The organism is Ornithinicoccus halotolerans (assembly GCF_009602535.1).
GTDB lineage: Bacteria > Actinomycetota > Actinomycetes > Actinomycetales > Dermatophilaceae > Ornithinicoccus > Ornithinicoccus halotolerans.
This window is the reverse complement of the sequence record NZ_WIQI01000041.1, coordinates 1-22,567: the sequence shown is the minus strand read 5'-3', so window position 1 is coordinate 22,567 and position 22,567 is coordinate 1. Positions and strand designations below refer to the sequence as shown.

The 22,567-nt window shown below is 73.1% G+C and carries 21 protein-coding genes and 1 riboswitch; of the genes, 15 read left to right on the top strand and 6 right to left on the bottom strand.

What is annotated here, in order from left to right:
• Both GFJ45_RS09000 and GFJ45_RS08995 read right to left on the bottom strand, forming a co-directional pair.
• The coding region (locus GFJ45_RS09000; protein ID WP_407670387.1) for a hypothetical protein at positions 1–393 on the bottom strand (393 nt) is incomplete at its 3' end.
• Complete coding sequence (locus GFJ45_RS08995; RefSeq protein WP_153396341.1) at positions 390–1,094, bottom strand: GntR family transcriptional regulator; 705 nt, start codon at positions 1,092–1,094, stop codon at positions 390–392. The genes GFJ45_RS08995 and GFJ45_RS09000, both read right to left, overlap by 4 nt.
• 191 nt (positions 1,095–1,285) lie before the next feature.
• Between GFJ45_RS08995 and GFJ45_RS08990 the strand changes: the two genes are divergently transcribed.
• From GFJ45_RS08990 to GFJ45_RS08965, 6 genes are all read left to right on the top strand, one after another.
• A complete protein-coding gene (locus GFJ45_RS08990; RefSeq protein WP_153396339.1) occupies positions 1,286–1,579 on the top strand; it encodes a YrhK family protein in 294 nt (97 codons plus the stop codon).
• Between the two features lie 139 nt (positions 1,580–1,718).
• A riboswitch (SAM riboswitch) is annotated at positions 1,719–1,811 on the top strand.
• Positions 1,812–2,040: 229 nt separating this feature from the next.
• On the top strand, positions 2,041–3,033 hold the full coding sequence (locus GFJ45_RS08985; RefSeq protein WP_153396337.1) for a methionine ABC transporter ATP-binding protein: 993 nt from the start codon (positions 2,041–2,043) through the stop codon (positions 3,031–3,033).
• Entirely contained in the window at positions 3,030–3,692 is a 663-nt protein-coding gene (locus GFJ45_RS08980; RefSeq protein WP_153396335.1) for a methionine ABC transporter permease, read from the top strand. The genes GFJ45_RS08985 and GFJ45_RS08980 overlap by 4 nt, the downstream gene beginning before the upstream one ends.
• Before the next feature lie 99 nt (positions 3,693–3,791).
• Positions 3,792–4,622 (top strand): MetQ/NlpA family ABC transporter substrate-binding protein, encoded by an 831-nt coding sequence (locus GFJ45_RS08975; protein ID WP_153396333.1) that lies wholly within the window; start codon positions 3,792–3,794, stop codon positions 4,620–4,622.
• A 55-nt stretch (positions 4,623–4,677) separates the two neighbouring features.
• A complete protein-coding gene (locus tag GFJ45_RS08970) occupies positions 4,678–5,505 on the top strand; it encodes a MetQ/NlpA family ABC transporter substrate-binding protein (protein WP_153396331.1) in 828 nt (275 codons plus the stop codon).
• A 798-nt stretch (positions 5,506–6,303) separates the two neighbouring features.
• Positions 6,304–7,878 (top strand): choice-of-anchor G family protein, encoded by a 1,575-nt coding sequence (locus GFJ45_RS08965; protein ID WP_194288598.1) that lies wholly within the window; start codon positions 6,304–6,306, stop codon positions 7,876–7,878.
• Positions 7,879–7,957: 79 nt separating this feature from the next.
• Here the strand turns inward: GFJ45_RS08965 and GFJ45_RS08960 are convergent, their stop codons facing one another.
• Positions 7,958–9,274, bottom strand: coding sequence for a pectate lyase family protein (locus GFJ45_RS08960; RefSeq protein WP_153396327.1), 1,317 nt, complete (start codon positions 9,272–9,274; stop codon positions 7,958–7,960).
• A 160-nt stretch (positions 9,275–9,434) separates the two neighbouring features.
• Positions 9,435–10,460 (bottom strand): LacI family DNA-binding transcriptional regulator, encoded by a 1,026-nt coding sequence (locus GFJ45_RS08955; protein WP_153396325.1) that lies wholly within the window; start codon positions 10,458–10,460, stop codon positions 9,435–9,437.
• A gap of 162 nt (positions 10,461–10,622) precedes the next feature.
• On the opposite strand from GFJ45_RS08955, the gene GFJ45_RS08950 reads away from it, so the two are divergent.
• The 5 genes from GFJ45_RS08950 to GFJ45_RS08930 all read left to right on the top strand — a co-directional run bounded on the left by GFJ45_RS08950 (position 10,623) and on the right by GFJ45_RS08930 (position 16,046).
• Positions 10,623–11,789, top strand: coding sequence for a Gfo/Idh/MocA family protein (locus tag GFJ45_RS08950; protein WP_153396323.1), 1,167 nt, complete (start codon positions 10,623–10,625; stop codon positions 11,787–11,789).
• A 14-nt stretch (positions 11,790–11,803) separates the two neighbouring features.
• Positions 11,804–13,066 (top strand): dihydrodipicolinate synthase family protein, encoded by a 1,263-nt coding sequence (locus GFJ45_RS08945; protein WP_153396346.1) that lies wholly within the window; start codon positions 11,804–11,806, stop codon positions 13,064–13,066.
• Entirely contained in the window at positions 13,063–13,980 is a 918-nt protein-coding gene (locus tag GFJ45_RS08940; protein WP_153396321.1) for a sugar phosphate isomerase/epimerase family protein, read from the top strand. Before GFJ45_RS08945 ends, GFJ45_RS08940 begins: the two co-directional genes overlap by 4 nt.
• A 217-nt stretch (positions 13,981–14,197) precedes the next feature.
• A complete protein-coding gene (locus GFJ45_RS08935; RefSeq protein ID WP_228386748.1) occupies positions 14,198–15,109 on the top strand; it encodes a carbohydrate ABC transporter permease in 912 nt (303 codons plus the stop codon).
• A complete protein-coding gene (locus tag GFJ45_RS08930; protein WP_153396317.1) occupies positions 15,102–16,046 on the top strand; it encodes a carbohydrate ABC transporter permease in 945 nt (314 codons plus the stop codon). The genes GFJ45_RS08935 and GFJ45_RS08930 overlap by 8 nt, the downstream gene beginning before the upstream one ends.
• Before the next feature lie 50 nt (positions 16,047–16,096).
• Here the strand turns inward: GFJ45_RS08930 and GFJ45_RS08925 are convergent, their stop codons facing one another.
• On the bottom strand, positions 16,097–17,149 hold the full coding sequence (locus tag GFJ45_RS08925) for a LacI family DNA-binding transcriptional regulator (protein WP_153396344.1): 1,053 nt from the start codon (positions 17,147–17,149) through the stop codon (positions 16,097–16,099).
• A gap of 85 nt (positions 17,150–17,234) precedes the next feature.
• Here GFJ45_RS08925 and GFJ45_RS08920 point away from each other — a divergent pair, with 85 nt between their 5' ends.
• From GFJ45_RS08920 to GFJ45_RS08905, 4 genes are all read left to right on the top strand, one after another.
• Entirely contained in the window at positions 17,235–18,659 is a 1,425-nt protein-coding gene (locus tag GFJ45_RS08920) for a Gfo/Idh/MocA family protein (RefSeq protein ID WP_153396315.1), read from the top strand.
• The gene (locus GFJ45_RS08915) at positions 18,656–19,627 is read left to right on the top strand and encodes an NAD-dependent epimerase/dehydratase family protein (RefSeq protein ID WP_153396313.1); all 972 of its coding nucleotides are present in this window, start codon (positions 18,656–18,658) and stop codon (positions 19,625–19,627) included. The genes GFJ45_RS08920 and GFJ45_RS08915 overlap by 4 nt, the downstream gene beginning before the upstream one ends.
• Positions 19,624–20,694 (top strand): mandelate racemase/muconate lactonizing enzyme family protein, encoded by a 1,071-nt coding sequence (locus GFJ45_RS08910; RefSeq protein WP_228386747.1) that lies wholly within the window; start codon positions 19,624–19,626, stop codon positions 20,692–20,694. Before GFJ45_RS08915 ends, GFJ45_RS08910 begins: the two co-directional genes overlap by 4 nt.
• Before the next feature lie 153 nt (positions 20,695–20,847).
• Complete coding sequence (locus tag GFJ45_RS08905; RefSeq protein ID WP_153396309.1) at positions 20,848–21,747, top strand: NmrA/HSCARG family protein; 900 nt, start codon at positions 20,848–20,850, stop codon at positions 21,745–21,747.
• Here the strand turns inward: GFJ45_RS08905 and GFJ45_RS08900 are convergent.
• Positions 21,727–22,422, bottom strand: a complete 696-nt coding sequence (locus GFJ45_RS08900; protein WP_323368726.1) for a M24 family metallopeptidase — start codon at positions 22,420–22,422, stop codon at positions 21,727–21,729. The genes GFJ45_RS08905 and GFJ45_RS08900 overlap by 21 nt on opposite strands.
• Positions 22,423–22,567 lie beyond the last annotated feature (145 nt).

Genomic DNA, 22,567 nt, shown 5'->3' with positions numbered 1-22,567 from the left:
CACGACGCCGGGGCTGCCGGCCAGCGCCCCGGCGTGCGAGGTCGTCATGTCGCTGGCCAGCACCACCCGGGTCGCGTGCAGCTCGTCGCGGAGCTCTCCGGCCAGCCGCTCGGCCCGGTCGCGGGCCTGCGCCAGTCCCGCGAGCCCCACACCGACCGCGACCGGCGAGCGCGGCGGGCAGCCCAGGGCGTCCAGCACGGTCTGCAGCGCAGACCGTGCCGCGGTCAGGCCGTCTCGGTCGGCGATCCCACCAGCGCCGGGGCCGGTGGCTTCGGCGACCCGCTGGCCGTCCTCGTCGAAGAGTGCTGCCCGGCAGCCGGTCTTGCCCAGGTCGACGGCGAGGACCAGCCCGTGCCTGTCCGCGGCCGCGTGGCCTGGTGCCGCGGGGCTCATGCGCCCCTCCTCGGGGCGGTGATGGGCGACACGATGCGGTAGCGATCGCCTCGGTAGACCGAGCGCACGAACTCCACGGCCCGGCCCTCCGCCGAGCGGGTGGTGCGCTCGAAGAGGAAGGCGGGGGAGTGCAGTGGTACCCCGAGGTGCCCCGACTCCTCCTCGTCGGTGACGGTCGCCTCGAGGACCTGTTCCCCTCCGGCGAGCCTGACCCCGTAGCGCTCCCGCAGCAGGGCGTAGAACGACGCGCCGGTCAGGTCCTCCCCGGTCAGTCCAGGGACCAGGTCGGCCGGGACGTGCAGGTGCTCGATCGCCATCGGGGACCCGTCCGCCAGGCGGAGCCTGCGCACGCGCAGGACCGGCACGGCCGGGGACACCTCCAGCCGGCGGCTCAGACTGGGTCCAGCGGCCACGGTGTCGGCGGCCAACGTGCGTGCGCCCGGTGCGATGCCGCGGGCGCGCATGTCCTCGCTGAAGGAGGTGACGGCCAGGCCTTGGGAGTGCTTGGCGGCCACGAAGGTACCGACGCCGGGGCGCCGCACGACGTGGCCGATGGTGACCAGCTCATCGACGGCTTTGCGCACCGTCATCCGGGACGCGCCGAGGGTGGCGGCCAGCGTCCGCTCAGGAGGGAGCGGGTCGCCCGGTGCCAGCCCGTCGACCACCTCCAGCAGGTGGTCACGCAGACGCAGGTACTTCACTGGTCTACCTCCGGCCTATATTTCTAGACCATTGGTCTACGCGAGTGGGGACGACGTGTCAAGGGCTGTGCGAGCCGCCACCCGCGCTCGGTGAGGAGCGCGCCCTCGCGCTGAGCAGGGCCGGCCCGTGCTGGCGGCGGGGAGGGGGCGCTCCCAGCCCGGGCCCAGCCGGGAGTGCCTACGGTCGGGACATGCCACGGACTAGGACCACGCCCCAGGGCACGCTCCGGCTGCTGTTCCGCTACCGGGAGCTGGACATCAAGGCTCGCTACGAGACGCTGTCCATCGCCAACGACGTCTTCATCGCGCTGTGCTTCGTGGCAGGCAGCGCGATGTTCTACGCCAAGCCCCTCGAGACGTGGGCGATCACGCTGTTCCTGCTGGGCAGCGTGTTCTTCCTGGCCCGTCCGGCGATCCGGCTCGCCCGGCACCTCCACCTGAGCCGCCGCGCCGACGAGGACGACGGGAGCGCGCAGGACTTCTGACCCCGGAACGAGGAAGCCGTGGCTGTGCTCCCAGGACCGCGGCAGGATCTGCGGTGGGCGCCGCGCCTTGCCGGGACGTGATGGAGATCATGCGGGGCCGATTTGGGCCGCCGCTGGGTGCCGCCGTAGTCTGCTTCCGCAGTCATCGAGAGCGACCGAGAGACCCGGCTCGAGGACGTCGCAGCAACCCCCCGACGACGGGTGTGGGTGCTAACGCCGGGATCGATGAGGAGAGGACCGTCATGCTGACCCGCCCGCGCACCGCCCCCGCGTCCCTGTCGACGCGGCGAATGTGCAGCGGGCGAATGTGCCTGCGCCCCGGTCGGGCCACGCACGCCCGCTGACGCGCCCTCAGCACCGCAGCAACCCGTCACCCCCCACCGGGCCGGCCACGGTCCCGGACGCGACGTCGCGTCCGGGGAGCCGACGGCTGCCCGGTCCACGCCCGAGCGAGGACCACCGTGATCACCCTCAGCCACATCACCAAGACGTTCCCGGCGAGCCGCCGCAGTCCCGCGGTGACCGCCCTGGACGACGTGAGCCTGACCGTCGCCCGCGGTCAGGTCATGGGCGTCGTCGGCCCCTCCGGCTCCGGCAAGTCGACGCTGGCGCGGTGCATCAACCTGCTGGAGCGGCCCACCAGCGGCACCGTCACGGTCGACGGCGAGGAGCTCACCGCGCTGCCGGAGCAGGGGCTGCGGTCGGCCCGGCGGCGCATCGGCATGATCTTCCAGCAGTTCAACCTGCTGGACTCGCGGACCGCGCTGGCCAACGTGGAGCACCCGCTCGAGCTGGCCGGGGTCGGCCGCGCCGAGCGCCGCGCCCGCGCCACCGAGCTGCTGGAGCGAGTCGGCCTCGCCGACAAGCTGCACACTCACCCCGCCCAGCTCTCCGGCGGCCAGCAGCAGCGGGTGGCCATCGCCCGCGCGCTCGCCCCGCGCCCCCGGGTGCTGCTGTGCGACGAGGCCACCAGCGCCCTCGACCCGGTCAGCACCGACTCCATCCTCGCGCTCATCCGCCAGCTGACCGAGGAGCTGGAGCTGACCACCGTGCTCATCACCCACGAGATGCCCGTGGTCAAGCGGGTCTGTGACGCGGTGACGCTGCTGGAGCACGGTCGGGTCGTCGACGCCGGCCTGCTGTCGGAGGTCGCGGCCCGCCCGGACTCCCCGCTGGCCACCCGGCTGCTGCCGCCGGCTGAGAGGCTCCCCGACGCCGGCACCGCCAGCGTCGTCGAGGTCACCGTCGGCGACGGCACCACCGGCTCGCTCATCTCCGAGCTGGTCCGCCGCTACGGCGTGGACGTGGACGTCGTCGGGGGCGCCGTCGAGTCGATCGGCGGCACCCGGTTCGGGCGGCTGCAGCTGGCGGTCGACGGCCCCGCCGACCAGGTTCGAGGCGCCCTCGACCACCTCGCCCTCGCCCACCTCGAGCTGCAGGGGAGCACCCGATGACCAACTGGGACCGCGTGGGCCCCCAGCTGCTGGAGGCCAGCTACGAGACCGTCTACATGTGCGGCGTGGCCATGGGCCTGTCCATCCTGCTCGGCGTCCCGCTCGGGGTGCTGCTGGTGGTCACCTCGCCCGGCGGGCTGAAGCCGCGCCCGGTCGCCAACGCCGTGCTCGGCGGCCTGGTGAACTTCGGGCGGTCGCTGCCGTTCATCATCTTGCTGGTGCTCGTCGCGCCGGTCACCCGGCTGGTCACCGGCACGACGATCGGCTCCACCGCCACCATCGTGCCGCTGACCATCTCGGCCACGCCGTTCCTGGCGCGGCTGGTGGAGACCGCGCTGCGCGAGGTCACCCCCGGCAAGGTGGAGGCGGCCCTGGCCATGGGCGCCCGGCGCCGCGACGTGGTGCGCACCGTGCTGCTGCCCGAGGCCAGGCCCTCGCTGATCGCCGGGGCGACCGTGACGATCGTGGCGCTCATCAGCTACTCGGCGATGGCCGGTGCCATCGGCGGCGGCGGGCTGGGTGACTTCGCGATCCGGTACGGCTACCAGCGCTTCGACACCACGCTGACCATCGTCACGGTCGTGGTGCTGATGGCCATCGTCCAGGTCGTCCAGCTCACCGGCGACCGGCTGGCCCACCGGCTGGCGCACCGCTCCTGACCCCGCCGCGACCTCACGCGCTCCGCCCGCACGCCCGCGCCGTCCCGGCGCCGTGCCGCTAGCCCCGCCTGCCCGATCACGTCTGTGAAGGAACCTGACATGAGCACCCGAACCCGCACCACCGCCGCGACCCTGCTGCTGCCCGCCCTCGTCCTCACCGGCTGCGGTGGTGACAGCGGCGCCGCCGAGGGGAAGCCGAGCACCGACGGCCCGCTGCGCGTGGCCGCGACTCCCGTGCCGCACGGGGAGATCCTCGGCTTCGTCCGCGACGAGCTGGCGCAGGACGCCGGCCTGGAGCTCGAGGTCGTCGAGTTCACCGACTACGTGCAGCCCAACGTGGCCCTCGACGAGGGCGCGGTGGACGCCAACTACTACCAGCACTCGGTGTACCTGGCTGACCAGGAGGAGACCGCCGGCTACGACTTCACCGAGGTCCTCGGCGTGAACTTCCAGCCGCAGGGCCTCTACTCCGAGACCCTCACGGAGCTGCCGGACGTGCCCGAAGGGGCGACGGTGGCGATCCCCAACGACCCGGTCAACGGCGCCCGCGGGCTGCTGCTGCTCGCCGAGCACGACCTGCTCACCCTCGACGAGGGCGCCGGCGACGTGCCGACCACCCTGGACATCGCCGAGAACCCGCTGCAGCTGGAGTTCACCGAGGTCGAGGCCGCCCAGCTGCCGCGCTCGCTCGCCGACGCCGACCTGGTCTCGATCCCCGGCAACTACGCGATCGACGCCGGTCTCAACCCAGGCGAGGACGCCCTGGCCGCCGAGTCCGCCGAGGGCAGCCCCTACGTGATCCAGCTCGTCACCCGCACCGGCGAGGAGGACGACCCGCGGCTGCAGCAGCTGGTCGAGCTGCTGCAGAGCGACGACGTCGCCGACTTCATCACCGAGACGTACGAGGGCGCGGTGCTCCCGGCGTTCTGACCGGCCCGCACGCCCACCACCATCCCGTGACACCCCCTGCCCAAGGAGCCATCCCGTGACCACCCGCACCGCCCTCACCGCTGCCCTCCTCGCGCTGCCGCTGCTGCTCGCCGGCTGCGGGGGAGGGGACAGCGACGCCTCGGGGACCGGCGGCGCCGAGGAGCCGCTGCGCGTCGGCGCCTCGCCGGTGCCGCACGCCGAGATCCTGGAGTACGTCGCCGAGGTGCTCGCCCCCGAGGCCGGCCTGGCCATCGAGGTGGTCGAGTTCACCGACTACGTCCAGCCCAACGTCGCCCTGCACGACGGCTCGATCGACGCCAACTACTTCCAGCACGAGCCGTACCTGACCGAGCAGGAGAACGGGGCCGGCTACCAGTTCGAGCCGGTGGCCCCGGTCCACCTGGAGCCGCTGGGGCTGTACTCCGCGATGGCCGAGGAGGTCGCCGACCTGCCCGACGGCGCCACCGTCGCGATCCCCAACGACCCGAGCAACGTCGGGCGGGCGCTGCGGCTGCTGGCCGAGGAGGGTCTGCTCACGCTCGCCGACACCGGCGACGCCGCGCCCACCACCGCCGACATCGAGGAGAACCCCAAGCAGCTGCAGCTCAGCGAGATCGAGGCCGCCCAGCTGCCGCGGGTCCTGGGCGACGTCGACGCGGCCGTGATCAACGGCAACTACGCGCTGGAGGCGGGCCTGTCCCCGGCCGAGGACGCGGTCGCCGCCGAGAGCGCGGATGACAACCCCTACGCCAACCTGCTGGTGACCCGCGAGGGCGAGCAGGACGACGAGCGGGTCGCGCGGCTGGCCGAGCTGCTGCAGAGCAAGCAGGTCGCCGACTTCATCGCCGAGCGGTACGAGGGCGCGGTCGTGCCGGCGGCGTGAGGCTCCTCCCGAGGAGAGCAAGGTAGCGGCCAAACCTCCGCCCGGCCGCTCCTGCTCTTCGTCGGGCGTTGGTGGCCAAGTAGTCAGCGTGCTGCCGATTGCGCTGCTGTTGCTCCTCGGCGGTGGCGTCATGCTGCGGACGGCCTCCCGGGTGAGCTGACGGCTCATCGTGAGGGGACGCCCCGAGGTCACTCTCGGGGCGTCCCAGTTGCCGGGTGTGCGGGGTGACGTCGACGTGGCGGTGACTATCGGCAACGAGGCGCTAAGGCGGGTCTGTCCCTTGCCGAGGACACGGTCGCCGTCGAGAGCGCGGAGGACACCCCTGACGCCAACCTGGTGGTGACCCGCGAGGGCAACTAGACGACGAGCGGGCTGCCGGCTGGCCGAGCTGCAGGGAGAGCAGGTCGCCGACTCCATCGCCGAGCGGGACGAGAGCGCGGTCGTGCCCGGCTGCCTGAGGCTTCCCGCCTACCCGATGCGCCTGGGCCGCCCATGCCCAGCGACCGGGACCCTCGACCGGTGGCCGCCGGGACGGGATGCGCCCTCCACCTCAAGCCAATTTGACCATTTCTTGAAGAAACCTTGTCAAATGCTTGACCAAGTGCTGGGGCTAGCGATTGACTAGCGGCGGCAGGGGACGGTGGACGGCCATGGAGGCCTTCCTCCGCCGGGAATGGCTCTCGGCTCCCCGGCCCTCGACGTCGGTGCCCGACCGGACGTCACCGTGAGGAGAAGTTCATGGCGTGGCGGATGTCCCGAGCAGCTGAACCCAGCACTCCCCACACGTGGCGGCGGGCCGTGTCAGCCCTGGCTGCCGGCGCGCTCGTGGCGGGTGTCTCTTCGGCACCTGCCCTGGCTGACGGCGAAGACAACGCCGAGGCGCGCGCCCAGCTGGTTCAGGCTTACTTGTTCGCGGACGAGGTGGCGTCGGCCGTCACCGTGGAGTCCGGGGACCGGACTGACGCGGGGGAGGAGTTCGCCAATCTTGACGCTGAGCTCCTGGGGGCCAGCGTCATCGTCGGGGGGACCGTCGTACCGCTGTCCATCGACTCGGCCGCGGCCAGTGCCGGACTGCTGAACGGCTACAGCAACGTGCCCGGCCCGTTTCGCGCTGCCGCGGCCTCTGGGGCCGTGACCGATGAGGGGTTCATCGGCGACCGTGCAGACGGCTACGGCGCTGAGACGGCCTCCCTCGACCTCGACGGATTGATCCATGAGATCGACCCGACCCTCACCCCGGTCATCGATGAGATCGAGCTGAGTCTGGGCGTGCTCGCCAGTGCCGCCTCACAGACCACGGGCGAGGTGCCTGTCTCGGAGTACCTGGTGGGCGGGGCCGAACTGCGCCTGCACAGCCCGCTGATTGACTCTCTTCCCGGCCTGGCTCTGCTGCCGAGCCTCGACGGCAATGCGGTCACCATCGAGCTCGGGCGCGGCCTGATCACTGTCGACCTGGCGCAACTGATCGACGGCGGCCTCAACGACCAGCCGGCCAACACGACGCTGCTGACTCCAGCGCAGGTGCACCAGATTGTCACCGAGATCACTGATCTCCTGACGGGAGAGGCCCTGGGTAGCCTCGTCAAGGCTGTCATCCGTCCGGTCGTGCGGCCGCTGGCTGAGGCCCTGGAGGCGCTGCTCTCTCAGCTGATGACACTGACCGTCAACAGTCAACCCAACACGTCGCCCGCTCCCGGCCAGGCATTCACTGTCCGGGCCCTGGAGGTGAGGCTGCTACCGAATGTCGAGGCAGCCTCCGTGCCGCTGGCCGAGTCCATGGTCCGCGTTGCGCCCATCGGTGCGCTGGGCATCGTTGCTGAGCCGGACCCCGTCAACGCTGGTGGAGAAGTGGTCGGGACGGTCAGTGGGTTGTTGCCCGGCTACCCCGCCACGGTCACCGTGACGGACGCCGCGGGCACCGTGCTCGGCGTCTTTGAGGGTGTGGTGCCCACTGACAGTGGCACCGCGGAGGTCACCTGGGACGTGCCCGCCGACCAGCCCGGGGGAGTGGTGAGGCTCGAGGCAGTCGACACTCTGGAGCGCACGGCATCGGACACCGTCACGGTGATCGTCCCGGGTGACGGTGGCGAGCCGGGTGACGGTGGCGAGCCGGGTGACGGTGGCGAGCCGGGTGACGGTGGCGAGCCGGGTGACGGTGGCGAGCCGGGTGACGGTGGCGAGCCGGGTGACGGTGGCGAGCCGGGTGACGGTGGCGAGCCGGGTGACGGTGGCGAGCCGGGTGACGGTGGGAGCTACACAGGTGACCGGGCGTCCTTGGCCTACACGGGTGGCAGCCTCGCTGCCCTCCCGATTGCCCTACTTCTGCTTGCCGGTGGCGGGTTGATGATGCGAGCAGCGTCGCGGTCGGCCTGAGCCGGACGCTGCTGTGCAAGACGCCCCCGGGACTGACAGTCCCGGGGGCGTCTTGGGCAGTGACAGGGTTGGCCGGAGCTCAGTCGTCGCTGTGCAGCCAGTCCGGGCCGGCCTGCGCGCCGACCACGCCGGGCACCGCCTGGGCCGGGTGGACGGTACGCCGCAGCGTCGGGGTCCAGCCGGCGTCGTCGTCCAGCTCGTCGCCGCTGGCCTCCAGGTAGGCGCCGAGCAGGTCCACCCGCTTGCGGTTCACCAGGTTGTGCTCCTCGGTGATCTGCTCACCACCCCACGGCTGCACGACCTCGGCCGGGTCGAAGTCGCCGCTGACCGTGAAGTGGTTGTGCTCGGCCACCAGCTTCGACTCCTTCCCGACACCCCAGCTGTAGGAGTAGTCGTAGTAGAGGTCGTGACCGGTCTCCACGTAGTGGTTGTTGTAGACGTCGACCTGCCCGAACCGGACCCGCGGGGTGCGCTGGCCCAGGTTCTGCCACTCGTTGTGGTGCAGCGTCACCCGCAGGTGACCGCGGTCGGTCTCGCGGGAGTCGCTGTTGCCGATCAGCATCACCTTGTCGTGGCTGTGCACCCGGTTCCACGACATGGTCACCAGGTCGGCCTGGCGCACGATGTCGACCAGCCCGTCGTGGACCTCGTACGGGCGGCCGAAGTAGAACTCCTTGTCGGTGAGGTCACCGTCGCTGAACTCGTTGTGGTCCAGCCACACGTTGGTGGAGCCGCTGACCTCCACGGCGTCGAAGTCGGAGTTCCACGCACCGCTGTCGCCATCGGTCGGGTCCCACTGCGGGAAGCAGTCGAAGGCGTTCTCGATGGTCAGCCCGCGCACGATGACGTTGTTCACGTCGCGGATCCGCAGCGCGGTGCCGGTGATGGTGGCGCCGGGCGCGCCCACCAGGGTGGTGTTGCTGCCGACGCGCACGACGGTGTTGTCCGACTGGGCGTCCTGGGAGGCGGCGCGCGCCTCCTCCAGCGGGCCGGCCGGCTCCCTCTCCCAGCCCCAGACCTCGGGGTCGTAGGTGGCCAGGTACTCCTGGAGGGAGTAGCCGTCGACCGCGTAGTCCTCGCAGCTGAGCGGGTTGCCCTCCTCGTCGGTGTTGCCGTCCACGGTGCCCTGGACGACGACGATCTTGGGCTCGTCGCCGGCCACGGCCTCTTCGAGCTCCTGACGGGTGCTGACGACGTGGACGTCGTCCTCGTCCGCGGCCGCACCGCCGGTCGTGCCGGCGCCGGCCGACCCCCAGCCATCGCCCTCGGGCAGCACCTCGCGGGCGAAGTCGGGCACGGTCGGGCTGTCGGCCGCGACGGGGCTCGCCGCCGCCAGCGACGCGGCGAGGGCACCCCCCGCGGTCAGTGCCAGTGTCCGGGTCAAGCGTCGTTGCATGAGCTCCTCCAGGCAGGGTCGGATGGCGCGACGGCCAGCCGCCCGCCACCGGTGGAAAACGGTTTCCCGACCGTAGACCGCGCCCGTCGGCCCGGTCAAGATCTGGCCGCGCAAAGGTCTGGTCAAGTCCGTCGGGCGGCGGGGCGGGGGAGCGGCTCGCTCAGGCGGAGGCCCGCCGCACGACCTCGCCGGCGACGTGCTCGAGGCCGGGCGTGGGCGACAGCGCGAGCGCGGCGGCCCGGGCGCCCATCTGCTCCAGCGGCAGCCGGACCGTGGTCAGCGCCGGCGTCGAGTAGGCCAGCGAGGGGATGTCGTCGAACCCCGCCAGCCGGACCCGCTCCGGCACCGGCCGGCCCGCCCGGCCCAGCTCGGCGGCGGCACCGAGGGCCATCACGTCGTTGGCCGCGAGCACGGTGACCGGTTCGCCCCCGCTGTCCAGCACGCCGGCCTCGAGCAGCTGGCGGGCCGCCCGCTCGCCGCCGGCGCTGTCGAAGCTGTCCCGGAAAACCCCGAGGTCCTCCGCGCCGGCCTCGGCCACCGCCGAGCGGTAGCCGGCGACCCGGTCCTCGACGGTCGCCAGCCCCTCCGGGCCGGCGAGGTAGGCCAGCCGGCGCTGCCCGTCGGCGACCAGGTCACGGACCAGCAGCGCCGACCCCTCCTGGTTGTCGACCAGCACGGCGCCGGCACCGGGGACCCAGTCCTGGCCGATGGTGACCACCCGGCCGCCGCGGTCCCGGTAGCCCGCCAGTGCGGCGAGCAGGGCCGGGTCCGGGGGCAGGCTGCTCGACCCGGCGAGGATCACCGCATCGACCCGGTAGGAGACGAAGGCCTGCACCGCCGCCAGTACCGAGGTGGCGCCCTCCTGCGGCTGTGCGCGGGGAGCCTCGGCCGCCGCGAGCAGCACCTGGTGCTGGGCCTCCGCGGCGGCGCCCTGGACCCCTCGGGCGATGGAGGAGAAGTACGGGTCGCCGATGTCGTGCACCACCAGGCCCACCAGCCGGGTGGAGGCCCGCGCCAGCGCCTGGGCCTGGGCGTTCGCCACGTAGCCCAGCTCGGTCGCCGCGCCGCGCACCCGCTCGGCGATGTCGGGGGACGGGGTGCGCGAGGAGCCGTTCAGCACCCGGGAGGCAGTGGCCAGCGACACGCCGGCGCGGCGTGCCACCTCGGTCAAGGTCACGGCGGCCACAACGGCCTCCCTCCAGGGGTCGATCGGATCGCGGTCGTCCCACCGGTCCCGAACCTCGGGTTGGCCGGTGGTTGACGTCCGTGGAACAGTACTCTACGGTGGAAAGCGCTTTCCTCCCGGCTCCCTCGCGGGCCGCTCACCGGAACGACGAAGGAGAGGTCGATGACCGCCACCCGCCACCTGCGGATCGCCATGAACGGGGTGACCGGTCGCATGGGCTACCGGCAGCACCTGGTGCGCTCGATCCTGCCGATCCGCGACCAGGGCGGGCTGGCGCTGCCCGACGGCACCCGGGTCCAGGTCGAGCCGATCTTGGTGGGCCGCAACGAGGACAAGCTGCGCGACCTGGCCGCCCGGCACGACGTCAAGGAGTGGACCACCGACCTGCCGGGAGTCATCACCGACCCCGCGACCGACGTCGTGTTCGACGCCGCGATGACCAACCTGCGGCCGGCCACGCTCCGGGCGGCCATGGAGGCCGGCAAGCACGTCTACACCGAGAAGCCCACCGCCGACACCCTCGAGGAGGCGGTCGAGCTGGCCCGCGTCGGCCGGCGGACCGGCGTGACCGTCGGGGTCGTGCACGACAAGCTCTACCTGCCCGGCCTGGTCAAGCTGCGCCGGCTGGTCGACGAGGGCTTCTTCGGCCGGATCCTGTCGCTGCGCGGCGAGTTCGGCTACTGGGTGTTCGAGGGCGAGGTGCAGCCGGCCCAGCGGCCCTCGTGGAACTACCGCCGCGAGGACGGCGGCTCGATGACCACCGACATGTACTGCCACTGGAACTACGTGCTCGAGGGCATCGTCGGTCGGGTCGACACCGTCACCTCCCGGGCGGTCACCCACATCCCCACCCGCTGGGACGAGCAGGGCCAGCAGTACCGCGCCACCGCCGACGACGCCGCCTACGGCATCTTCGACCTCACCACCCCCGAGGGGGACCCGGTCGTCGCCCAGATCAACTCCTCCTGGGCGGTGCGGGTCCACCGCGACGAGCTGGTCGAGTTCCAGGTCGACGGCACCCACGGCTCGGCCGTCGCGGGACTGTTCAGCTGCGTGGCCCAGCACCGCGCGCACACCCCCAAGCCGGTCTGGAACCCGGACGTGCCGGTCACCGAGTCGTTCCGCGAGCAGTGGCTGGAGGTGCCGGCCAACGCCGACCTCGGCAACGGCTTCCGGCTGCAGTGGGAGGAGTTCCTCGCCGACGCCGTCTCCGGCCGGCCGCACCGGTTCGGTCTGGAGTCGGCGGCCCGGGGCGTGCAGCTGGCCGAGCTGGCGCTGCGGTCCTCCGCCGAGCGCTGCACCGTCGACATCCCGGAGCTGGAGCTGTGACCGCCGGCACGAGCGTGAGCACCGCCCGCACCGGTAGCGGCGCCGCCCGCGCCACCGGGGGCACCGTCCGCCTCCCCGGGCCCGACGGCACCCTGGTCGACTACCGGCCGGCCGAGCCGGGGGCCTGGCGGCGCCCCGAGGCGCCGCTGCGGGCCCGTCGTGCGTTCGCCGCGGCCCACGTCGTGCCGGACCTGCTCGCCGACAACACCCCCGGCGCCCCGGCCGCGCTGGACTGGGAGGCCACGCTGGGGTTCCGCCGGGAGCTGTGGTCCTGGGGGCTGGGGGTCGCCGACGCCATGGACACCGCCCAGCGCGGCATGGGGCTGGACTGGGCCGCTACCCGCGAGCTGATCGCGCGCTCCGGCGCCGAGGCCGCCGCGCTGCTGGCCGACCCGCCCGCGGCCCTGGCCGGGCGCACCGTGCCCGAGGTGCTGGCCTGCGGGGCCGGCACCGACCAGCTGGACCTGGCGGAGGTCACCGCGCTGCCGGCCGAGCGGGCGCTCGCCGCGGTGCTCGAGGCCTACCGGGAGCAGGTGCAGGTGGTCGACGAGGCCGGGGCCACGGTGATCCTGATGGCCTCCCGGGCGCTGGCCCGGGTCGCCCGGGGCCCGGAGGACTACGAGCACGTCTACGGGACCCTGCTGGCCGAGGTCGACCGGCCGGTGATCCTGCACTGGCTCGGGGAGATGTTCGACCCGGCGCTGGCCGGCTACTGGGGCAGCGCCGAGGTGCCCGCCGCGACCGAGACGTTCCTGGGGCTGCTGCACGCGCACGCCACCAAGGTCGACGGCGTCAAGGTCTCGCTGCTGGACGCCGACCACGAGCGTGCGCTGCGGGCCCGGCTGCCCGAGGGGGTGCGGCTCTACACCGGCGACGACTTCAACTACCCCGAGCTCATCCACGGCGACGGCCAGCACCACTCCGACGCCCTGCTGGGCATCTTCGCCGCCATCTACCCCGCGGCCGGGACCGCGCTGGCGGCCTACGACGCGGGGGAGGGGCAGCGGGGCCGTGACCTGCTGGCGACCACCCAGCAGCTGGGGCGGCACGTGTTCTCCGCGCCGACGCTCTACTACAAGACCGGCGTCGCGCTGCTGGCCTGGCTCAACGGCCACCAGCCCGGCTTCCAGATGGTCGGTGGGCTGCACGCCGGCCGGTCGGTCCCGCACCAGGTGCGCACCTTCACCCTCGCCGGGGACGCCGGGCTGCTCACCGACCCCGAGCTGGCCTGCCACCGGATGGCCCGGCTGCTCGAGGTCGCCGGGGTGAGCCGATGAGCACCACCCCCGGCACCGACTTCCCGCTGTCCCTCAACACCGGGACCACCCCGCGGCTGACCCTCCGGGAGGCGGTCGAGGCCACCGCCGCGGCCGGGCTGGAGCAGATCGGCGTCTGGCGCCACCGCGTCGAGGAGGTCGGCACCGAGCGTGCCGCCCGCATCATCACCGAGGCGGGGCTGACGGTCTCCAGCCTGTGCCGTGGCGGGTTCCTCACCGCCACCGGCGAGGCGGAGCGCGCCGCCGCCCTGGAGAGCAACCGGGCTGCCATCCGCGAGGCGGCGGAGCTGGGCACCCGCAACCTCATCATGGTCGTCGGCGGGCTGCCCTCGGCCGCGCACGTGCTGGGCGCCGAGGGGGACCGGGAGGACCGGGACCTGCTGGCCGCGCGGCAGCGGGTCGCCGACGGCATCGAGGCGCTGGTGCCCTACGCCGCCGAGCACGACGTGTGCCTGGTCCTGGAGCCGCTGCACCCGATGTACGCCGCTGAGCGTGCCGTGCTCTCCACCCTCGGGCAGGCGCTGGACCTGGCCGCGCCCTACCCGGCCCGGACCGTGGGCGTGGTCGTGGACACCTTCCACGTCTGGTGGGACCCGCAGCTGCAGCAGCAGGTCGCCCGGGCCGGGCAGGAGGGGCGGCTGGCCTCCTACCAGGTCTGCGACTTCAACCTGCCCATCGCCGCCGACGCGTTGCTCTCGCGCGGGATGATGGGTGACGGCCACGTCGACTTCGCCACCATCAGCGGGTGGGTGGCCGAGGCCGGTTACCGGGGGCCGGTCGAGGTGGAGATCTTCAACGCCGACATCCACGCCCAGCCCGCCGACCGGACCCTCGCCACCATGACCGAGCGCTACCAGCGCCTCGTCCTGCCGGCGCTGCGGTCGCGGGCCGGCCATCCGGCGGGAGTCGGCTGATGCCGGCCCGGCTCCCCGGCCGGGGCGGCTTGATCCCGACCCCTCGCCGGTTTAACCTCTGCGGTGAGAAAACGATTTCCACCGCTGCGCGCCCGCGCCGGCACCGGCCCACGCTCCCGATCCATCCCCCGTCCACACAGCGTCGTGAGGAGAACCCCATGACCGGCACAGCCCCCGGCAGGTGGCAGCGGTGAGCACCATCTCCGCACCCGCCAAGGTGGCCGCCGAGGAGGCGCCACCCCCGAACAAGGTCCCCCGCAACCGGGACACCAAGGCCGCGCTGGTCTTCCTGGCGCCCTGGGTCGCGGGACTGCTGTTCATCACCTTCGGCCCGATGGCCGGCTCGCTCTACCTGGCGTTCACCGACTACAACCTGGTGCAGGCCCCGGAGTGGATCGGGTTCGAGAACTTCGAGCGCATGCTCAACGACAGCCGGCTGCACAACTCGCTGCGGGTCACGTTCACCTACGTGTTCGTCGGCGTCCCGGTGCAGCTGGTCGTGGCGCTGCTCATCGCCGTCGTCCTCGACCGCGGGCTGCGCGGGCTGGCGTTCTACCGCTCGGTGTTCTACCTGCCCTCGCTGCTGGGCTCCTCGGTGGCGATCGCCATCCTGTGGCGGCAGCTGTTCGGCACCAACGGCCTGGTCAACCAGTTCCTGGCCTACTTCGGCATCGACGGCCCCGGCTGGATCTCCGACCCGCGCACCGCGCTGTACTCGCTGATCCTGCTGAACGTGTGGACCTTCGGCGCCCCGATGATCATCTTCCTCGCCGGCCTGCGGCAGATCCCCAACATGTACTACGAGGCCGCCTCGATCGACGGGGCGAACAAGCTCAAGCAGTTCTTCACCATCACCATCCCGCTGCTGAGCCCGATCATCTTCTTCAACCTCGTGCTGCAGATCATCGGCTCGTTCCAGGCGTTCACCCAGGCGTTCATCGTCTCGGGCGGCACCGGCGGTCCGAGCGACTCGACGATGTTCTACACGCTGTACCTCTACCAGCAGGGCTTCGGCCGCTTCGACATGGGCTACGCCTCGGCGATGGCCTGGCTGCTGCTGGTCATCATCGCCATCTTCACCGCGATCAACTTCATCGCCTCCAAGTACTGGGTGTTCTACGATGACTGACACCGCCTCTGCCTCCCAGATCAACGCCCCCGGCGCCGCTGCGGTGCCCCCACCGGGCGACGCCTCCGGAGGGACGTGGGCCCCCAACAAGACCCCCCGCGCCCGCGCCAAGCGGATCGGCGGCAGCATCGGCAAGCACACGCTGCTCATCGGTGCGGCGACGCTGATGATCTACCCGCTGCTGTGGATGCTGGTCAGCTCGCTGCGGCCCACCGAGATCATCTTCCGCACCCCGGGGCTGTGGCTGCAGAACCTCGAGTTCGAGAACTACGTGGCGGGGTGGCAGGCACTGACCCACCCGTTCGGCCACTACCTGCTGAACTCCTCGATCGTGGTGATCGGCTGCATCCTCGGGAACCTGGTCTCCTGCTCGATGGCGGCCTACGCCTTCGCCCGGCTGGAGTTCCCGCTGCGGCGGCTGCTGTTCGGGATCATGCTCATCACCATCATGATCCCGTTCCACGTGATCGTGATCCCGCAGTACATCCTGTTCTCGCAGCTGGACTGGATCAACACGTTCTGGCCGCTGGTGGTGCCCAAGATCCTGGCCACGGACGCGTTCTTCATCTTCCTGATGGTGCAGTTCATCCGCGGCATCCCGAAGGACATGGACGAGGCCGCCCGCATCGACGGCGCCGGGCACGCCCGGATCTTCATCCAGGTGATCCTGCCGCTGATGATCCCGGCGCTGGCGACCACGACCATCTTCACCTTCATCTGGACGTGGAACGACTTCTTCACCGCGCTGATCTACCTGACCTCGCCGGACATGTTCACCGTGCCGGTGGCGCTGCGCTCCTACGTCGACGCGACGGGGCAGAGCAACTGGGGCGCGCTGTTCGCGATGTCCATCGTGTCGCTGCTGCCGGTGTTCTTCGCCTTCCTGCTGGGGCAGAAGTTCCTCGTCAAGGGCATCGCCACGACCGGCATCAAGTGAGCCGCCGGATCTCGGCCGGGCCGGTCGCGGCGGGTCGGAGCTGCGACCGGTCAGCCGGCCGCGGCCGCCGCACCCCCGGTGCTGGCGCGCACCCGCAGCTCCACCGGCAGCAGCACCTCCGGTGGTGGCTCCTCGCCGGCCAGCAGCGCCCGCACGTGGGCCCAGCAGGCGTGGGCCGCGGCTTCGATGGGGGTGTGGCAGGTGGTCAGCGGCGGCGTGGTGTAGCCCGAGAACGGGATGTCGTCGAAGCCGGTGATCGCCAGCTGGCCGGGCACGTCGACACCGCGCTCGTGGACGCCGCTCAGCAGCCCCATGGCGACCAGGTCGTTGAACGCCACCGCCGCGGTCGCACCGGTGGCCAGCACCGGCTCGGCGGCGTCGTAGCCCGCGGCGAAGTCGACTCCGCCCGGGACCACCTGCAGCCGCACCCCGGCGTGGCCGGTCTCGAACTCGCGCAGCGCCGCCAGCCGGATCCGGTTGGAGACGCTGGTGCTCGGGCCGGCCACGAACACCAGCTGCCGGTGGCCCAGCTCGTGCAGATGGCGGGCCAGCGCGAGGATGCCCCCGGCGTAGTCGACGGCGGCGCCGGAGCCCGGCTCGCCCGGCCGGTTGTACAGCACCGCCGGGCCCAGCCGCTCCACCTCGGTGGCCAGCTCCTCGGCCGGCAGCCGGGGGGCGGCCAGCACCACGCCGTCGCAGTGCCGCCGCAGGTCGGCCGCCAGGATCGCCTCCTCGCGGGGGCTCTCGGAGGAGTCGGCGAACAGCAGCCGGTAGTCGTCGGCCGCCGCGGCCCGGCTCAGCGCCCGCAGCAGCTCCTGGAAGGTGGGGTTGGCCAGGTCCGGCACCACCACGCCGACGGTCTCGGTGCGGCCCAGCACCAGGCTGCGGCCCACTGCGCTCGGCCGGTACTCCAGGTCGGCCGCCGCCTGCCGCACCCGCTCGGCGATCACCGGGTCCACGGTGCGGCTGGCGTTCATCACCCGCGACACCGTCGCCTTGGACACTCCCGCCTGGGCGGCGACGTCGCCGATGGTCGCCCGGCGGCGCGGCCGCCCGACTGACCGTCCCCGCTCGGCGCCGTCGGTGTCGGACCGCTCCTGCATGCTCACGCGCGCCAGCCTAGCCTTGAGAGAAAACGATTTCACCCCCCGAAGTACCGGCCCACCACCCACGGAGGAGCACCGCCCGATGACCCAGCCCAGCACCGCACCTACCGAGCACGACGCGCAGCGCGCTCCCGGCGCCGCGACCCGCCGGCTGCGCTACGCCGTCCTGGGGGCCGGCAACCGCTGCCAGATGTACCTGGACGCGATGGTCGGCGCCCACGCCGAGGTCGCCGAGGCGGTCGCCGTCGGCGACACCAACCGGGGCCGGGCCGACTTCTTCCGCCGCTGGGTCGCCGACCGTAGCGGCGGGGCCGAGCCGGGCTACCTGGACCCCGCCGACCTGGCGGGGGAGATCGACCGGCTCGGGCTGGACAAGGTGGTCATCACCACCCCCGACTACACCCATGCCGACCTGATCTGCACCGCGCTGCGCGCCGGGGCGGACGTGGTGGTGGAGAAGCCGCTCACCATCGACGCCGAGGGGTGCCGCCGCATCGCCGAGGCCGCCGAGGAGACCGGCCGCGAGGTCGTGGTGACCTTCAACTACCGCTACTCCCCGCGCAACTCCGCCCTCAAGCAGGTGATCCTGGACGGCCGCATCGGCACACCGCTGTCGGTGGACTTCAGCTGGGTGCTGGACACCGTCCACGGTGCCGACTACTTCCGCCGCTGGCACCGCCGCAAGGAGTTCTCCGGCGGGTTGCTGGTGCACAAGGCCACCCACCACTTCGACCTGGTGAACTGGTGGCTGGCCGACGTGCCGGCCCGCGTCTACGCCTCCGGCGGGCTGCGCTTCTACGGAGCCGACGCCGCCCGCGCCCGGGGCCGCGACACCGGGCCGGAGCGCGGCACCGACGACGCCGCCCAGGAGGACCCGTTCGCCCTGGACCTGCGCACCGACGAGCGGCTCAAGGCGCTCTACCTGGACCAGGAGCACCTGGACGGCTACCGCCGCGACCAGGGCGTCTTCACCGAGGGCATCGACATCGAGGACAACCTGGCCGTCATCGTGGACTACGCCCGCGGCGCAACCCTGAACTACTCACTGAACGCCCACTCGCCGTGGGAGGGCTACCGGGTCGCCGTCAACGGCACCGAGGGCCGGGCCGAGCTGGAGGTCGTCGAGCGCGCCGCGGTCCGCCCCGCCTCCGGCGGCAGCCCCGTCGACCCCTCGGTCAGCGTCGACGACCAGGCCTCGCTGCTGCGGCGCCGCGGCGAGCGGCTGCTGGTGCAGCGGCACTGGGAGGCCGCCGAGGAGGTCCCGATCGTCAACGGTGAGGGCAGCCACGGCGGCGGCGACAAGATCCTGCTGTCCGACATCTTCCGGGGTGCCGGCGAGGACCCGCTGGCCCGCCCGGCCCGGCTCGCCGACGGCATCGCCTCCGTGGCGGTCGGCGTCGCCGGCAACGCCTCGCTGGCCGCCGGGATGCCGGTACGCGTCGGTGAGCTGGCGCTGCCCGGGCTCGGCGAGGCCACGGTCGCGACGGGTGCGGTGGTGGACCGATGACCCCGGCGCGGGTACTCGTCACCGGCGGCGGCGGCCGGCTCGGCCGCAGCGTCGTGCGGGGCTTCGCCGAGGCCGGGCTGGAGGTGGTGTCGGCCGACACCACGCTGCCCGAGGGCGCCCCGGCAACGGAGCAGCTGGTCCGGACGAAGGGCGTCGAGCACCGGGTCGCCGACCTCACCGACCGGGACGCCAGCTACGCGCTGCTGGAGCAGGTCCGGCCGGAGGCGGTGGTCAACCTGGCCGCGATCGCGGTGCCGTTCAGCGCGCCGGAGGAGCAGATCCTGCGCACCAACGTGGCCATCGCCCACCACGTGTGCGGCGCGGCGGTGGCCGCCGGCGCCCGCGACGTGGTGGTCGCCAGCAGCCCCACCGTGCTCGGGTACGGCGCCCCGGGGTGGCTGCCGCCGCGGTTCCCGCTGGACGAGAGCACCCCCGCCCGGCCCTGGCACGCCTACGGGCTGTCCAAGCTGGTCGCCGAGCAGGTGGCGGCGATGTACGCCGCCGCGCAGGGCGACCGGCGCGACGCGGTCCGGTTCGCCAGCTTCCGCCCCTGCTACGTCATCGCCCCGGAGGAATGGGCCGGCGCCCCGACCCAGCAGGGGCACACCGTCCACGAGCGGCTGGCGGACCCGGCGCTGTCGGCCCCGGCGCTGTTCAACTACGTCGACGCCCGCGACGTCACCGACTTCCTGCTGGTGCTGCTGGAGCACGGTCGCAGCGGGAAGGTGCCCAACGGGGACACCTTCTTCGTCGGCGCGGCCGACGCGCTGGCCCGCCGGCCGCTGGCCGACCTGATCCCCGAGCTGGTGCCCGGCCCCGAGCAGCTGGCCGAGCTCGCCGCCCCGCTGACCGGGACCGCGCCGGCCTTCAGCAGCGCCAAGGCCGAGCGGCTGCTGGGATGGCGGCCGCGCCGCACCTGGCGCGAGGAGCTGGTGGTGGACGCGGCGCAGGTGGGGGGCTCCCGGTGACGATCGCCTCGCTCTCCGCGCGGCTGCTGCGGGCCGAGCTGCGCCGCTCCTGGGGGCCGGAGGCCCCGGCCAACCACGTCATCGTCACGACGGTCACCGCCGACGACGGCGCGACCGGCACCGGGTTCGCCTGGACGCCGACGGTGGGACCGCGGGCGGTGCGGTCGTTGCTGCGCGACGACCTCGCGCCGCTGGTCGTGGGGCTGCCCGAGCAGCCGGACGCGGTCTGGGACCGGCTGTGGAAGGCGCTGCACGAAGGTGGCCAGGGGCTGACCACGGTCGCCCTGGCGGGCGTGGACCTGGCGCTGTGGGACCTGCAGGCCCGCCGGGCCGGCACCTCGGTGGACCGGCTGCTGGGCCGGGTGCGTGACCGAGTCGAGACCTACGGCAGCGGGGTCAACCTGCACTACGAGGCCGCCGAGCTGGTCGCCCAGGTGCAGCGGTTCGTCGACGCCGGCCACACCGCGGTGAAGATCAAGGTGGGCCGGCCCGACCTGGCCGACGACGTCGCCCGGGTGCGTGCGGTCCGCGAGGTGCTGGGCCCGGACCGCCGGCTGATGGTCGACGCCAACCAGCGCTGGGACCTGCCGACCGCCCGCCGCGCGGTGCAGGCGCTGTCGGAGTTCGACCTGAGCTGGGTCGAGGAGCCGCTGCGGGCCGAGGACCTGGCGGGCCACCGGCAGCTGCGCGACAGCGTGGACGTGCCGGTCGCGGTGGGGGAGAACCTGCACACCGCCTACCGGGTCGCCGAGTACCTGCGTGCCGGCGCCGTGGACGTGCTGCAGCCCAACATCGTGCGCGTCGGGGGCATCACCCCGTTCCGCCGGATCGCGGCACTCGCCCGCACCCACAGCGTGGCGCTGGCCCCCCACCTGCTGCCCGAGCTGAGCGCCCAGGTCGCCCTCACCCTGCCCGAGCCGGTGCTGGTCGAGGACATCGAGCACGCCTCGCTGCAGGCGCTCGGGCTGCTGACCGACGAGGGACCGGTCGAGTTCGGGCCGGCCTGGGCCGCGCCGCGCGGCCGGCCCGGACTGGGCTTCCAGTTCGTCGACGGCGACCTGGGCTGAGCGCTGGCCGCGCCTCACCACGAGGTGTGGTGTGCCGCTACCGGAGATGCCTCTCCCGATCCTTCGCAGGGGGCCGGTCAAGGCCGGTCGTGGTGCGTGGACGGGGCGGAAATGACGGCTCCCGCGAGGGGTGCGCCGGCGCCATACTGAGCCATGGAGACTCCCTCGGGCGAGCACCGGCCCGGTGCCGTGGCGGTCGTCGGTGCGACGGGTCGGCAGGGTGCAGCGGTGACCCGGCACCTGCTCGGCGGCGGGTGGCGGGTCCGCGCGCTCACCCGCGACCCCTCCGGCTTGGGCGCCCGGGCGCTGCAGCGGCTCGGGGCGGAGGTCCGGCGTGCCGACTCCGAGGACATCGGCTCGCTGCGCCCCGCCCTGGCAGGGGTGCACGGCCTCTTCACCGTGCAGAACCCGATGACCAGCGGCCTGGAGGCGGAGGTCAGGCAGGGCCGCAACGTCGCCCAGGCCGCGGCCGACGCGGGGGTGAGCCACGTCGTCTACGGCGCCGCCGGCGTGGGGCAGGAGAGCACGGGGGTGGGTTCGTGGGACACCAAGGTGGTGGTCGCCCAGCGGTTCCGCGAGCTCGGGCTGCCGCTGACCGTGCTGCGCCCCATGGCGTTCATGGAGCTGATGACCGACCGCGGCTACTACCCGGCGATCTCGGTGTGGCACGTCATGCCGAGGCTGATGGGGGAGTCCCGCCCGGTGGGCTGGCTGGCCGTCGACGACCTGGGAGCGATCGCCGCCCGGATGTTCGCGGACCCGGGCCGCTGGGTCGGCCAGGACCTGGGGCTGGTGGCCGACGTGCGGTCGATCGAGGAGTGTCGTGGGATCTGGCGGGAGGTGACCGGCCGCGCGCCGCGGGGCGTGCCGATGCCGACCTTGCTGTTCGAGCGCTTCGTCGGGACGGACCTCACCACGATGTGGCGGTGGCTGCGCACGGAGCAGTTCAGCATGTCCACCACCAGGACGCGCGAGATCCTCCCGGGCGCGCTGACCGTCCGCCAGTGGCTGGAACGGACGCGGGGCCGCCGCTCAGCCGACCACCAGCGGTAGCGGCCGGGCCCGGCCCCGCACCTGCGTCGTCGGCCAACCGGGGTCGACGGTGAGCACCTCGACCCCGTCCGGGCCGAGCAGCACGGTGTCCTCGACCTTGGCGCCGGGGGCGGTGGGGTTGAACGCGAACGCCTGCCCCGCCTGCACCACGTCCGGCACCCCCGGCGCCAGCCGCGGGTCCCGCCCGGCGTAGCCGGCCGCCCCGCCCTGGTGGTGCCGGGTCCACTCCTCGGCCGGCAGTCCGTGCCGGGGGTAGGCCGCCTGCACGGTCTCCAGCAGCGAGGCGAACGTCGTGCCCGGTGCGAGCGCGTCGAGCACGTCGGCCTCCACCTCCAGCACCGCGGCGCCGGCCGCCTCGTGGTTGCCGTCGCCGTCGCTGTCGCTACCGGCCTCGCCGGAGGCGGCCGTCGGCATCGTCACCCAGCGGGAGAGGTTGGCGACCAGCCCGTGCCGGCGGGCGCACGCGACGACCATCGCCCGGCGGCCCAGCGGCGCGCCGGTCGGCAGCGGGTGGCGCACCTTGAGCCGGGACTGGCCGGCGACCAGCACCACCAGCACCTCGGTCCCGGCGTCGGCCAGCGCGGCCACCACCGCCGCGCCCAGCTGCCGCTCGGTCTGCTCCGGGCGTGCCCCGGCGAGCACCGGGGTGAGCGCGGTGGCGGCGTCCCGGCACAGTGACCGGTAGCGGCTCGCCTCCGCGGGCAGCAGCGGCCCCCGGGCGGCGCGCAGCGCCGGGGCGAGGATGGTCCGGCCCGACCGGGCCGGCGAGGATGCCCGCTCGCATCAGCTCCAGTTCATCGAGCACGTGGACCGGTGGGCA

Bases quoted from the DNA above. Each gene is read 5' to 3' on its own strand.
- GFJ45_RS08905 (WP_153396309.1), top strand. From the start codon at position 20,848: ATGGAGACTCCCTCGGGCGAGCACCGGCCCGGTGCCGTGGCGGTCGTC.
- GFJ45_RS08925 (WP_153396344.1), bottom strand. From the start codon at position 17,149: ATGCAGGAGCGGTCCGACACCGACGGCGCCGAGCGGGGACGGTCAGTC.
- GFJ45_RS08980 (WP_153396335.1), top strand. From the start codon at position 3,030: ATGACCAACTGGGACCGCGTGGGCCCCCAGCTGCTGGAGGCCAGCTAC.
- GFJ45_RS08960 (WP_153396327.1), bottom strand. From the start codon at position 9,274: ATGCAACGACGCTTGACCCGGACACTGGCACTGACCGCGGGGGGTGCC.
- GFJ45_RS08930 (WP_153396317.1), top strand. From the start codon at position 15,102: ATGACTGACACCGCCTCTGCCTCCCAGATCAACGCCCCCGGCGCCGCT.
- GFJ45_RS08975 (WP_153396333.1), top strand. From the start codon at position 3,792: ATGAGCACCCGAACCCGCACCACCGCCGCGACCCTGCTGCTGCCCGCC.
- GFJ45_RS08990 (WP_153396339.1), top strand. From the start codon at position 1,286: ATGCCACGGACTAGGACCACGCCCCAGGGCACGCTCCGGCTGCTGTTC.
- GFJ45_RS08920 (WP_153396315.1), top strand. From the start codon at position 17,235: ATGACCCAGCCCAGCACCGCACCTACCGAGCACGACGCGCAGCGCGCT.
- GFJ45_RS08940 (WP_153396321.1), top strand. From the start codon at position 13,063: ATGAGCACCACCCCCGGCACCGACTTCCCGCTGTCCCTCAACACCGGG.
- GFJ45_RS08915 (WP_153396313.1), top strand. From the start codon at position 18,656: ATGACCCCGGCGCGGGTACTCGTCACCGGCGGCGGCGGCCGGCTCGGC.
- GFJ45_RS08950 (WP_153396323.1), top strand. From the start codon at position 10,623: ATGACCGCCACCCGCCACCTGCGGATCGCCATGAACGGGGTGACCGGT.